The sequence below is a fragment of the Bradyrhizobium sp. Unk1 genome (genome assembly GCF_059512345.1).
In genome coordinates this window covers 12,191-25,068 of sequence record NZ_JCAMOP010000059.1, presented here as the reverse complement: position 1 = coordinate 25,068, position 12,878 = coordinate 12,191, and the positions used below count along the sequence as shown (strand labels likewise).

11 protein-coding genes are annotated in these 12,878 nt (G+C 65.1%); 7 read left to right on the top strand and 4 right to left on the bottom strand.

The features are described from left to right. Positions 1-158: 158 nt before the first annotated feature. From AC5ZFO_RS42655 to AC5ZFO_RS42640, 4 genes are read right to left on the bottom strand one after another with little or no spacing between them, the layout of a single operon-like run. Positions 159-872: an ABC transporter ATP-binding protein gene (locus AC5ZFO_RS42655; protein ID WP_282518394.1), complete on the bottom strand. Its 714-nt coding sequence runs from the start codon at positions 870-872 to the stop codon at positions 159-161. Beyond that, on the bottom strand, positions 869-2,638 hold the full coding sequence (locus tag AC5ZFO_RS42650) for a branched-chain amino acid ABC transporter ATP-binding protein/permease (RefSeq protein WP_282518393.1): 1,770 nt from the start codon (positions 2,636-2,638) through the stop codon (positions 869-871). Before AC5ZFO_RS42650 ends, AC5ZFO_RS42655 begins: the two co-directional genes overlap by 4 nt. Beyond that, on the bottom strand, positions 2,635-3,678 hold the full coding sequence (locus AC5ZFO_RS42645; protein ID WP_282518392.1) for a branched-chain amino acid ABC transporter permease: 1,044 nt from the start codon (positions 3,676-3,678) through the stop codon (positions 2,635-2,637). Before AC5ZFO_RS42645 ends, AC5ZFO_RS42650 begins: the two co-directional genes overlap by 4 nt. Before the next feature lie 43 nt (positions 3,679-3,721). After that, on the bottom strand, positions 3,722-4,870 hold the full coding sequence (locus tag AC5ZFO_RS42640) for an ABC transporter substrate-binding protein (protein WP_282518391.1): 1,149 nt from the start codon (positions 4,868-4,870) through the stop codon (positions 3,722-3,724). Positions 4,871-5,500: 630 nt separating this feature from the next. On the opposite strand from AC5ZFO_RS42640, the gene AC5ZFO_RS42635 reads away from it, so the two are divergent. From AC5ZFO_RS42635 to AC5ZFO_RS42605, 7 genes are read left to right on the top strand one after another with little or no spacing between them, the layout of a single operon-like run. Next, positions 5,501-6,283, top strand: a complete 783-nt coding sequence (locus AC5ZFO_RS42635; RefSeq protein WP_282518390.1) for an aspartate/glutamate racemase family protein — start codon at positions 5,501-5,503, stop codon at positions 6,281-6,283. Positions 6,284-6,299: 16 nt separating this feature from the next. Next, positions 6,300-6,728 (top strand): organic hydroperoxide resistance protein, encoded by a 429-nt coding sequence (locus AC5ZFO_RS42630; protein ID WP_368860653.1) that lies wholly within the window; start codon positions 6,300-6,302, stop codon positions 6,726-6,728. A gap of 24 nt (positions 6,729-6,752) precedes the next feature. Beyond that, entirely contained in the window at positions 6,753-7,931 is a 1,179-nt protein-coding gene (locus tag AC5ZFO_RS42625; RefSeq protein WP_496123701.1) for a thiolase family protein, read from the top strand. Next, a complete protein-coding gene (locus AC5ZFO_RS42620; protein WP_282518388.1) occupies positions 7,928-9,169 on the top strand; it encodes an SDR family NAD(P)-dependent oxidoreductase in 1,242 nt (413 codons plus the stop codon). Before AC5ZFO_RS42625 ends, AC5ZFO_RS42620 begins: the two co-directional genes overlap by 4 nt. A gap of 34 nt (positions 9,170-9,203) precedes the next feature. Beyond that, the gene (locus tag AC5ZFO_RS42615; protein WP_282518387.1) at positions 9,204-9,986 is read left to right on the top strand and encodes a cyclase family protein; all 783 of its coding nucleotides are present in this window, start codon (positions 9,204-9,206) and stop codon (positions 9,984-9,986) included. Positions 9,987-10,044: 58 nt separating this feature from the next. After that, positions 10,045-11,202 carry an ABC transporter substrate-binding protein gene (locus AC5ZFO_RS42610; RefSeq protein ID WP_282518386.1) on the top strand — a complete coding sequence of 386 codons (1,158 nt, stop codon included), beginning with the start codon at positions 10,045-10,047 and terminating at the stop codon, positions 11,200-11,202. Between the two features lie 9 nt (positions 11,203-11,211). Further along, a complete protein-coding gene (locus AC5ZFO_RS42605) occupies positions 11,212-12,873 on the top strand; it encodes an ATP-dependent acyl-CoA ligase (protein WP_282518385.1) in 1,662 nt (553 codons plus the stop codon). The last annotated feature ends 5 nt before the right edge of the window (positions 12,874-12,878 follow it).

Sequence of the window (12,878 nt, the reverse complement as noted above, 5' to 3'; positions counted from 1 at the left end):
GCATCATGCCACTGTTTTGCCCGACGGATCAAGCTGATTTCGTAAAATCCGCAGACGCCGGCCAGCAAGCCATTGATATCGCTGTCACCGGCTACTGTGCATGGGGTTGTTTTGGACTATTTTGTTGTGCGGCTCGCCGGGCCTGATCCGAACCGGCGCTAGTGCCCGCCGAGATAGGCCGTGATCAGCCTGGGATCGTGGATGAGATCCTTGGCGGGGCCGGACTGCACGACCTCGCCGGTCTCGAGCACATAGCCGTAGTCGGCCGTCTCCAGCGCGGCGCGGGCGTTCTGCTCGACCAGCAGGATCGAAACGCCGAGATCGCGCAGCGACGCGATGGTGCGAAAGATCTCGCGCACGATCAGCGGCGCGAGGCCGAGGCTGGGTTCGTCCAGCATGAGCAGCTTCGGCTTGGCCATCAGCGCGCGGCCGAGCGCGAGCATCTGGCGCTCGCCGCCGGAGAGCGTGCCGGCGGCCTGGCGTTGCCGCTCCTTCAGGCGGGGGAAGCGATCATAAACCTCGTCCAATGTCTTCTGGACGCCCGTGCGGTCGCGCAGGCTGTAGGAGCCGAGCAGGAGGTTGTCTGCGACCGTCATGTCGGAGAACAGCTCGCGCTTCTCCGGCACCAGGCACAGCCGGCGCTCGACGCGGTCTTCGACCGACATTCTGCCGATGTCGTGACCCTGGAAGACCATGCGCCCGCGAGAGGCGAGCAGGCCGATGGCCGCCATCAGCAGCGTGGTCTTGCCGGCACCGTTCGGGCCGATGACGGTGACGATCTGACCTTCCTCGACCGACAGCGACACGTTGCGGACCGCTTCGACATTGTCGTAGCAGACCGTCACATCCGTCATGGACAGCATCTCGCTCACGCGACGCCTCCGAGATAGGCTTCCTGGACCCGTTCGTCGCTGCGGATCGCGGCTGGCGCGCCTTCGCAGAGTTTTGAGCCGAAGTCGAGCACCACGATGCGGTCGACCAGCGACATCACGAACTCCATGTCATGCTCGACGATCAGGATCGTCAGATGGTCCGCCCGCAGCGACCTGAGCAGTTCCGCGAGCCGCAGTTTCTCCTGGCGGCGAAGGCCGGCGGCCGGCTCGTCCAGCACCAGCAGCGCAGGGTCGGCGGCGAGCGCACGCGCGATCTCAAGGATGCGCTGGTTGCCGAGCGGCAGATTGCCCGCGAGCTCGAACGGCTTGTCGCCGAGCCCGACGCGTTCGAGCTGCATCAGGGCCTCGTGCCGGGCGCTGGCCTCCTCGCGCTGGTTGAGGCGGAAGGCGCCGGCGAACAGGCCGCTGCGCGTGCGGGCATAAGTGCCGAGCATGACGTTTTCCAGCAGGCTCATGCGCGGTCGCAGCTTCACATGCTGGAAGGTCCTGGCGACGCCGGCCTTGGCGATGCGGGACTGCGCATCATGCGTGATCGGGCGTCCCGCAAAGACGATCTCGCCCTTGTTGACCCGGAGCGCCCCGGTCAGGCAGTTGAACATCGTGCTCTTGCCGGCGCCGTTGGGGCCGATGACGGCAAGGATTTCGCCGGCGCGGACCTCGAAGCTGACATTGTTGACCGCGACCAGGCCGCCGAACCGGCGCTCGGCGCCATCCACTTTCAGAAGCAGCTCTCCGGGCGTCGGTTGTGCACGACGGGGCAGGGGCGGCGCCGGTTGAGGTCGCTCGCGCCTGGCCTTGGGCAGATAGCGCACGACGAAGGGAACGATGCCCTGCCGGGCCCATTGCAGGAACAGGATGAACAGTGCGGAGAAGGCGACGATCTCGAGCTGGCCGGAGGCACCCTTGGCGATCAGCGGCAGATAGTCCTGCACGCTGTTCTTGAGTAGCGTGACGACGGCGGCCCCCACGACACCGCCGAGCAGGCTGCCGGCGCCGCCGACCATCGACATCATCAGATATTCGATGCCCATGCCGGCATCGAACGGACCGGGGCTGATGAAGCGGCTCATATGCGCATAGAGCCAGCCGGAGAGCGAGGCCAGGAAGGCCGCGATCACGAAGGTCGCGAGCTTGATGCGGAAAGCGTTGATGCCGAGGCTCTCGACCAGCGTATTGCCGCCGCGGAGCGCGCGCATGGCGCGGCCGAGCCGGGAGTCCAGCAGGTTGTAGCCGAGGAAAAGCACCGCGGCGACGATGCCCCAGATCAGGAAATAGATCTGGGCGCTCGTGACCAGCGCAATCGAACCGACGCTGATCGGCGGGATCGACGAGATGCCGTTGAAGCGGCCGAGCCCCTCGACATTGCCGAACAGGAAGCCGATCGCGAGGCCCCAGGCGACGGTCGAGAGCGAGAGGAAGTGACCTTGAAGCCGCAGGGTGACGACGCCGAGAACCGTTGCGACGCCGCAGGTCAGCACCACGCCGAACACGAGGCCGAGCCACGGGGAGTAGCCGTTCAACGCGGAGACCCACGCGCTTGCATAGGCCGCGACGCCGACGAACGCCGCCTGACCGAACGACACGATGCCGCCGACGCCGGTGAGGAGTGCAAGACCAATGGCGACCAGCGAATAGATGCCGATATAGTTCATCAGCGTGATGCTGAACGGACTGAGCACGAAGGGAGCCACCGCGAGACACAGCACGGCGAGGATGGCGGCAAACTGAATGTGGAGGCGCGTCATTCCTCGATCTCCTCCTCGGAATGCAGCGAGGCGAGGGATCGCCAGATCAGGATCGGGATCAGCAGCGAAAAGACGATGACGTCCTTGAGCGCGCTGCTCTCGAAGGAGGCGAAGCTTTCGAGGATGCCGACGCCGACGGCGCCGATCGCCGCACCGGGATAGCTGGTCATGCCGCCGACGATGGCGCCGACGAAGGCCTTGAGGCCGATCAGGAAGCCGGAATCGTAGAACACGGTGTTCACCGGCGCGATCAGGATGCCGGATACGCCGGCCATCAGCGACCCCAGCAGATAGGCGATCGTGCCGGCGCGGGCGGGGCGTATTCCCATCAGCCGGGAGCCGGTCCGGTTCACGGCCGTGGCGCGCAGCGATTTTCCGACCAACGTGAAGTCGAAGAAGAGGTAGAGGAGGCCGCTGAAAACGAGTGCCGCGATCACGATCAGCATGGTCTGGCCCGAGATCAGCACGCCCGCGAACTCGGTCGAGAGCGAGGTCAGCGGCTCGGTCCGGACCCCTTCGGGCCCGAAGAACAACAGGCCAAGGCCGACCAGCGCGAAATGCAGCGCCACGGACACCGTGAGCAACAGGAGCACGGTGCCGTCAGCGATGGGACGGAAGACGATCCGGTCCAGCAGCGGAGAGATCGGCGTGATCAGCATCAGCGCCAGCACGAGCCTGACGGCAAGCGGCGGGTCCAGGCGCATGACAAGCCAGGCTGCACCGACCACGGCGAGCGGAAGCAGGAGATAGAAGGACAGCGCGCGGGGCAGCAGCCGGAGTTCGCCGGAGCGCATCAGCGAGATGATCTCGATCAGGGTCGCAAGACAGGCCAGGATCACGACCAGCGCTCCCGTGCCCGGAAAGCGCTTCGCGTCGAGGGCAGCCAGCGTCAGCGCAGTGAAGGCCGCGATGTCGCCGAAGGGAATGAAGATGACCCGTGTCACCGTGAAGATGAGGACGGTCCCGATCGCCACCAGGGCGTAGACGGCCCCGGTGGCGATCCCGTCGATCGCGAGAATGGCTGCAATGTCGCTCGTCATTGAGACGTCGTTGCTCCCTGTGATGCCGGGGCCATTGATCCGGTTATGGCGCGTACTTCCAGGCGCCGCCGGTCAAGCGCACCACGACGAGCGAGCGCTCGTCGACGCCGGTGACCGCACCGGGCTTGAAATTGTAGACGGCATGCACGCCCGGCAGCTCCTTGGTGCTGAGGATCGCGTCCCGCAGCGCGGTGCGGAATTCCGCCGTTCCGGGCTTGGCGGTCTTCAGCGCCCGCTCGGCGGCGTTGGCGAAGATCAGCCAGGCGTCGAAGGAATAGGCGGAGAAGCCGTCGGTGGTCGGGATGTTATGGGTCTTCTGGTAGACGCTGCGGAAATCCAGCGCGATCTTCTTGGCAAAGTGCTCGTCGGGAAGCTGCTCGGCGACGATTACGGGACCCGCGGAGACCTGAATGCCGTCGGCCGCCTTGCCGCCGACATTGACGAAGTCCGGATTGACGAGCGCGACCGTGCCGTAGGTGTTGCCCTTGAAGCCCCGCTCGGCCAGCGTGAGAAGGGGCAGCGCGCCTTGCGTACCCGAGCCGCCGTCGAGCACGGCGTCGGGACGTGCGGCCATCACCTTGAGGATCTGCGCGGTGACCGAGGTGTCGGTGCGGGCATAGCGCTCGTTGGTCTGAATCTTGATGTCGCCCGCGGCTTCGGCGGCCTTGGCGCCGTTATAGACGAGGTCGCCCCAGGCATCGGAGAAGCCGACATAGCCGATGTTCTTCATGCCGTCGCGCTTCATGCGGTCGGCGACGATCTTGACGAGGAGCGAGGCCGGCTGCGGCACCGACACCACCCACTGCTCCGGTGTATCCGGCAGCTTGCCGATCGGCGAGACCGCGATCATCGGCACTTTCAGCTCGCTCGCCACCGCCGCCATGGCGATGGTCGAGGGCGCCGTGGCCGTGCCGATCAGGAGATCCACCTTCTCTTCTTCGACCAGCTTGCGCGCATTGCGGGTCGCGGCCGACGGGTCTGAGCCGTCGTCGAGCTGGATCAGGCGAATGGTCTCGCCGTTGATGGTCTTCTTGTATTCATGGGCGGCGTTGATGCCGCGCCCATAGGGGATTCCGATCGACGAGCCGTTGCCGCTCAGCGAGGTGACGAAGCCGATGGTGATGTCGGCCTGCGCAGCCGGCGCTGCGAAGAGTCCGGCGACAGTTGCGAGTAGGCTCAGAGTCTTGCGCATACGCGTTCTCCTCCGTTGTTGCTGGATAGGAATGCCTCGAAGCTGTCGTGCGGGGACCCCGAACGACGAATGAACCGATTGAAAGCATTGCTGCAGCGCCGAAATCCGGGCGCGACCGAAGAGGGTTTGCTCGGCCGGATCTCAGCGGCCATGGCGCTGGTTGCCGCTCGAACGACAGGCCCATCGGCAGATGCGGGCGGGACTTTCCTGAAGCAACGAAAGGCCGTTGGCCCGGCCGCGATGCGCGGCCGGCGATGGTGCTGCTGCCGGCTGTTCGAGCACGGCGACTGTCCACACGATCGAGTCTCTCAAAATCGGTGCCCTGCAACATCATGGTCATGGCCACCGGTCCCTGGCCGGTGATGAATTACTTAAAGCCTAAAGTATTGTTGGTGGAGCCGTCAACACGTGTCACGCCTCTGTCAGAAAAAATGTTGTTGCATACAATTTCGCCAGAGTGCGGCGCCCCCGTGTCGATCGAGCGTACGAAAAGGCCGTGCTTGCCTTGCCGTAGCAAGGGCCGTCACCGGCGACGCCGAGCGCATTTGACGCGTGAATTAGTTTATGATTGAAATATCTTCATCGGCCGTCGACGACCGATCCTCCGATCACCGCCTGAGGAGAAGGACGATGCGCATCTTCTGGCAGAGCTTCGTTGATGCGAGCGTGAACGCGCCCTACATGGCGCGGCTGTCGGAATACCTCAACAACATCGCCGCATCGGGCACGACAGTTCACGTCGAGGGCATTTCGCCGCCCGACCGGGAGTTCGGACGGCTCGCGGAATTGCGCTGCGCCGTCCAGGCGATCGACAACGGCATCGCAGCCGAGGAGGGTGGGTTCGACGCCTTCGTGATGGGACATTTCCAGGATCCCGGGCTCTACGAGTTGCGTTCGACGCTCGACATTCCCGTGATCGGGACCGGCGAGGCGACGTTGTTGGCGGCCTCTCAACTCGGCCGGAGACTCGGCCTTGTGACGCTCGATCCCGTCTTCGAGGTCTGGCACTACGAGCAGGCCGAGCGTTATGGCCTCGGCGATCGCGTGGTCCACGTGACCGGCCTCGGCTGCAAGCCGGCGGATTTCGCTGATGCCTTTGACGGAGATCAGGCCGCGCAAGCCCGCATGATCAAGGACTTTGTCGCCTGCGCACGTCCGCTGGTCGAGCACGGCGCCGACGTCGTGATCCCCGCCGGTGTGCTGCCCGGCCTTCTGATCGGAAGGGAGCATGGCCTCAAAGTCGGGCACGCGCCGGTGGTCAATTGCGCGGCCGTGGCGCTGAAAAGTGCCGAGATGTGGGTGCAGCTCCGGCAGCTCAATGGCACGGAGCCCAGCCGCGGGCCGAGCTTCAAGCGGGCCAGCGCCCAGGCGCGCGACGATTTCCGCGCACTGCTTGCTCGCAACAGCCGGTAAGACTGGAGAATGAATCATGATGACTCCCGAAAAGATCCTGTACGAGACCGAGGTGACGGCAACCGGCGGCCGGGACGGCAAGGCCGCCAGCGCCGATGGCCTGTTGTCGGTATCGCTGTCCTTGCCGAAATCGCTGGGCGGCCCCGGGGGCGAAGGCACCAACCCCGAACAGCTCTTTGCGGCCGGCTACGCCGCGTGCTTTCTCGGAGCGGTCAAGCTCGTTGCGCGTACCCGGAAGGTCGTCCCATCCGCTGAGCCGTCAGTGACCGCGAAGGTTGCGATGGGTCCGGTTCCCGTCGGATATGCGCTCGCCGTCGAACTGAAGGTCAATCTGCCCGGTGTCGAGAGGTCGGTGGCCGAGGAGGTCGTCGCGGGCGCGCACGAGCGCTGTCCCTATTCGAATGCAACACGCGGCAATATTGCCGTGAAGCTGACGGTCATCTGAGACAATGAACGAGGCGGGCGGTTGGTGACCAATACCTTGCGCACACCGTACGACGGCGTCGTGATTGCTGCGCCCGTCACGATTCCCTATGTGCGCTACTCCATCGAGAGTGCGCAGTGGTGGATCGGGCGGGCACTGAGCACGCTCGTTGCGCAGGCTGGCATCAAGGCTTCCGACATCGACGGTCTGTGCGTCTCCAGCTTCACCATGGGCACCGACAGCGGGATCGGGCTGACGCAGCATTTCGGGCTCTGCGTGCGATGGCTGGATACGATTCCGCTCGGTGGCGCCAGCGCCATCGCAGGCTTGCGAAAAGCGGCGCGCGCGGTTCAGGCGCGCGACGCCGACATCGTGGCGTGCATCGCCGGCGATACCAACCACGTCGATTCCTTCCGGCTGACGCTGGAGAACTTCTCGCGCTTCAACCAGGATGCCGTCTATCCCTATGGCGCCGGTGGCGCCAATGCGAGCTTCGCGCTGATCGCCCGCAACTACATGCGGACCTTCGGCGTCACGCGTGAGGATGTCGGCAGGATCGCCGTCGCCCAGCGCGCCAATGCCCTGCGCAACCCGCATGCGCTGATGAAGACGCCGCTGACGATGGAGCAGTATCTGGCGGCACGGCCGATCTCCGATCCCATCCATCTCTTCGATTGCGTGATGCCTTGCGCCGGCGCCGAGGCCTTCCTGGTGATGCGGGACGAGACCGCGGCCTCGCTCGGGCTGACAGCAGCACGGCTGCTTTCGACGATCGAGCGGCACAATGCCTTTGCCGACGATCCGATGCAGGTCCGCGGCGGCTGGGCAATGGACATCGGCGAGCTCTACGCAATGGCCGGCGTGAAGCCTGACGATCTCGATATCGTGCAGACCTATGACGATTACCCCGTCATCACGATGATGCAGTTCGAGGATCTCGGCTTCTGCAACAAGGGGGAGGGCGCCGAGTTCGTGCGCCAGCACGACCTCACCATCGACGGTGACTTTCCGCACAACACGTCGGGCGGGCAGCTCTCGGCCGGGCAGGCCGGTGCCGCCGGCGCCTATCTCGGTCTCGTCGAGGGACTTCGACAGGTTCTGGGGACTGCAGGCCCCACCCAGGTCAGGAATGCGAGCCTCGCCTTGGCCTCGGGGTTCGGTATGATCAACTATGACCGTGGTCTCGCCTCGGGCGCCGCGATCTTTGCAGGGCCGTCGCGATGATAGAGCCGATCAAGCCGCCCCGGCGCAAGAATCCGCTGCTGCGGACGCGGCTGCCTGCTTCGCCGCCGCGACCGCGCAGCAGAACGTCGCATGGGTTTACGCGGGCGGCCGCCGAGGGCCGCTTCATGCTGCAACGCTGTGAGGCTTGCGGTTCTTTTGCTTATCCGGCGCGGGAGGCCTGTCCGTCTTGCCTGTCGGCCGGCCTTGCCTTCGTCGATGCGCCACGACAAGGTGTTCTTCTTGCCGAAACGACCGCGCGCGTGCCGAGCGACGTCTATTTCCGCGAGCGGGCGCCCTGGCGTATCGGCCTCGTGAAGATGGATTGCGGTCCGACGATTGTGACGCACCTCCATGCCGACTGCGTGGAGGGCGCACCGGTCCGCATGTCGTTTCAACTCGACAAAAGCGGCCAGGCAGTGGCCTTTGCCCATCCCGAAGGGGAGACTCCCAACATGGCAGACGACAAGCAGTGGCGGGAAATGACGGCCGATCCGAAATTCCGGCGCGTGCTGGTCACCAACGGTCGGAGCATGATCGGTCAGGAGGCCGTCGCCGCTCTGAAGGCCGCGGGCGCCAAGACGGTCTTCGTCGGCGTTGCCGAACCGTGGCGGCCTTTCGCCGGCGAGCAGCTGCTGCGCGGTCAGGACGGAATCGAGATCGTGACCCTTGACGCCGCCGACGAGAAATCTGCGGCCGATCTCGCGGCCGACATCGGCGGTAAGGTCGATATCCTCGTCAACACGACGGAATATGTGCGGCCGGGCGGCCTGCTCGACCGCAGGGGCACGAGCATCGCGCGCGACGAGATCGACCAGGCCTATCTCGGCTTCATCAACCTCGCGCAGGCCTTCGGCCCCGCGATGCGGATGCGGGGTGCCGATGGCATCAACAACAGTGCCGCGTGGGTCAACATTCTCTCGGTCCATGCGCTGGCGAACTGGCCGGCCTTTGGCGCCTACTCGGCCTCGCAAGCGGCGTGCATGTCGCTCTCGCACTGCCTCCGCGCCGAGCTCAGGCCCGGCGGCGTCAGGGTGATGAATCTGTTCACCGGGCCCGTCGACACCGAGTGGTTCCAGACCGTACCGCCGCCGAAGGTCGCGCCGCGCGCAATCGCGCAGGCGATCGTGTCGGGGCTGAGAGGCGGGCTCGAGGAGATGTATGTCGGAGATGTCGCCGAAGAGATCCGGCAACGTCTCGGGGCCAATCCGAAAGCGCTCGAGCGCGAGCTCGACAGGTGACATCTGGATTTCAACCAAGCCGGAGGACGTGACGATGCAGAGCAACAATCTCCTGGAGCTGGCGGGTGCGGTTTCTTCCGGCGCGGTGCGCGTCGTCGATCTGACCTTCACGCTCAGTCCGGATTTTCCGGTCATCGTGCTGCCGCCGGAGTTCGGCCAGGCCGCGCCGGTCCGCATCCAGGAAATCTCGCGTTACGACGGTCGCGGTCCGGCCTGGTACTGGAACAATGTCACGTTCGGCGAACACACCGGCACGCATTTCGATGCGCCGATCCACTGGTTCACCGGCAAGAACCTGCCGAACAATGCCGTCGACACGATGCCGGCCAAGGACATGATCGCGCCGGCATGTGTGATCGACTGCTCCGCTCAGGCGGCGCAGGATCCCGATTTCCTGCTGACGGTCCCGCTCGTCGAGGCCTGGGAAGCAAAGCACGGCCGGATCCCCGAGCGGAACTGGGTGCTGCTCAGGACCGACTGGTCGAAGAAGGGCTGGCGCGACTATTCCAATCTCAAGGATGACGGCGCACACACGCCCGGCCCCAACGCGGCCGTCATGAAATGGCTGGTGGAGGAGCGCGGCGTTATCGGGTTCGGCACCGAGACCATCGGTACGGATGCGGGGCAGGCCGGGCATTTCGAGCCGCCTTATCCGGCGCATCATTTCCTGCACGGCGCCGGCCGCTACGGCCTGCAATGCCTTTGCAACCTGGATCAGCTTCCGGCCACCGGGGCGGTCATCGTGGCCTCGCCACTCAAGATCCAGAACGGTTCCGGCAGTCCGCTTCGCGTCATCGCGCTGGTTGCGTCAACCTGAATCCAATCCATGGCGCGTGCCAATCGGAACAAGAACATCCTCACGAAAGACAGGTGCCATGAACTTGATCAAGAGCCTGCTGGCCTCCACTGCATTGCTTCTCGCCGTCCCGCAAATTGCTCAGGCCGAGATCCTCGTCGGTTTCGTCACCGGTCTCAGCGGGCCGGTATCCTCGATCGGCATCCCGAATGCAAAGGGCATCGCCGCGGGAGAGGCCTATGTCGGTGAGATTGGCGGCGAGAAGGTCCGCGTCATCCAACTCGACGACGCTTCCGATGCCACCGCCTCGGCGCGCAACGCGCGCAAGCTCGTCGAGCAGGAGAAGGTCGATATCCTGATCGGAACGTCGGGCGCGCCGCAGACCCTGGCGATGGCGACCGCCGCGATCGAGATGAAAGTGCCGATGATCGCAGTTTCCCCGATCGCATCCGTTCCGGACGGCGAGGGCGGTCCCTGGGTCGTGCAGACGCCGCAGCCAATGCCGCTCCTGGTCCGTGGCATCGTCGACCACATGAAGGCACAGGGATTGAAGACGGTTGCCTTCATCGGGTTCTCGGATGCGCTCGGCGACCTCTTGTATGATTCGCTGTCGCAGAGCGCCAAGGCGGTGGACATCAAGGTCATCGCCAACGAGCGCTATGCCAGATCCGACTCGTCGGTGACCGCACAGGTGCTGCGCGCGCTAGCGGCGCGTCCCGATGCCATCATGCTCGGTGGCACCGGAACGCCGGGCGCGCTGCCCGCCATCGCCTTGGCCGAGCGCGGGTATAAGGGGCCGCTCTACGGCAACAATGGAATGATCAGCGCCGACTTCCTGCGCCTCGCCGGCAAGACCGCCAATGGCATCATCTGCCCGACCGGGCCGGTGATCGCGGCCGAACAGCTTCCGGCGAGCAATCCGATTCAGAAAGTCGCCTTGGCCTACCGGGCGGCCTATGAGAAGGCGAACGGCGAGATGCCGACCGACTCGTTCTCCTCCTACTCATTCGATGGCTGGGTGGTCCTTGTCGATGCCGCCAAGCGCGCGATGGCATCGGGTGCCAAGCCCGGCACGCCGGAATTCCGCGCAGCGCTTCGTCAAGCGCTGTTCACGACCAAGGAGGTCGTCGGGACGCAGGCCGTCTACACCTATACGCCGGCGGATCGGCATGGCGTCGACGATCGCTCGCGCATCCTGGTCCAGATCGACAACGGCAAATACAAGCTGTTGCCCTGAGGCGGAAGCATGATCGTGACGGAGAACGCGCCGGTGAGCATCAGCGACGCGGTCGGCCGGGAGAACGTGCCCCCGGCCTGGGCGTGTGCAGTGACGTCGTTTCCGCCGTCGGACCGCATCCTCTCAACGATCCTCACGCGGCAGGCCGAGCGCTATGGCGATCGTGTCCTGCTTGTCGCGGGGGAGGCGCGCTGGAGCTTTGCGCAGACCGCGGCGATCGCGGCCGCGTCGGCCCAGGCGCTCGTCGATGCCGGGATCAAGCCGGGCGATCGGGTTGCGCTGATGTGTTCGAACCGTCCGGAGTTTTTGCAGGTCTATCTCGGCTGTGCGTGGCTTGGCGCCATCGCGGTCCCGATCAATACCGCGCTGCGCGGCTTCCAGCTGTCCCACATCTTCCGCAACTCGCGTCCCGCGCTCCTCGTCGTCGAGGCTCAGTTCGTCGACGCGATCGAGAGTGTCGAGGCGGGTGTCGAGCTGCCACCTCGCACCTGGATCGTCGGAGTTGCCGCCGGTGCAATCGATGCCCGGCTTTCCGCCGTATCGTTGCCGGCGCTCGGAGCCGTCGCCGCGGCGGGTGCCGCGCGTCCCGGCGATACCGTTGCGATCCTCTACACGTCGGGCACGACGGGGCCAGCGAAGGGTGTGTGCTGTCCGCAGGCGCAGCTGTTCTGGTGGGGCATTTATTCGGCGCGGGCGCTTGGCATCCGCGAGGGCGATGTGCTGTTCACGACACTGCCGCTGTTCCACACCAACGCGCTCAATGCGTTCTATCAGGCGCTCCTGAACGGCTGCACCTACGTGCTGGAGCCGAAATTCTCCGCGTCCGGCTTTTGGGCGGCCGCGCAACGGCACAAGGCGACGGTCGGCTATCTGCTCGGCGCAATGGCGTCGATGCTGCTGGCGCAGCCGAAGAATGCGAGCGACTCGACGCATCGTCTTCGCGTTGCGCTTGGCGGCGGCGTGCCGCCGCAAATCCACGATCCGTTCGTTCAGCGGTTTGGCGTGCCGCTGGTCGACGGCTACGGGTCGACCGAAACCAACTTCGTGTTCGCGGGCACGATCCCGTCCGATCGTCCGGGAACGATGGGCTATCTGGCCGAAGGCATCGAGGCGCGGATCGTCGACGAGAATGATTCAGCACTTCCTGACGGACAGGCCGGCGAGCTCTTGCTTCGCGCCGGAGAACCCTTTGCCTTTGCCACCGGCTATTTCGGCATGCCGGAGAAGACGGTCGAGGCCTGGCGGAATCTGTGGTTCCATTCGGGCGATCGGGTCGTTCGGGATGCTGACGGACATTACCGCTTCATCGACCGCATGAAGGATTCGATCCGCAGGCGTGGCGAGAACGTATCCTCGTGGGAGGTCGAGCAGACCATCCAGTCCCATCCCGCGGTCGCCGCCTGCGCGATCTACCCGCTGCCGTCTGAGTTGGGCGAGGACGAGGTTGCGGCTGCGATCCTGCTGGAGCCGGGCCAATCGCTCGAGCCCATCGACATCGTCAGGCATTGCGAAGGCCAGATCGCCTATTTCGCCATCCCGCGCTATGTGCGCATTCTGAACCAGATGCCGTTGACTGAGAACGGCAAGATCAAGAAGGGCGTGCTGCGCGAGGCGGGCATCACCACGGATACGTGGGATCGCGAGGCGGCCGGAGTGAAGCTTCGGCGCTGACTGTC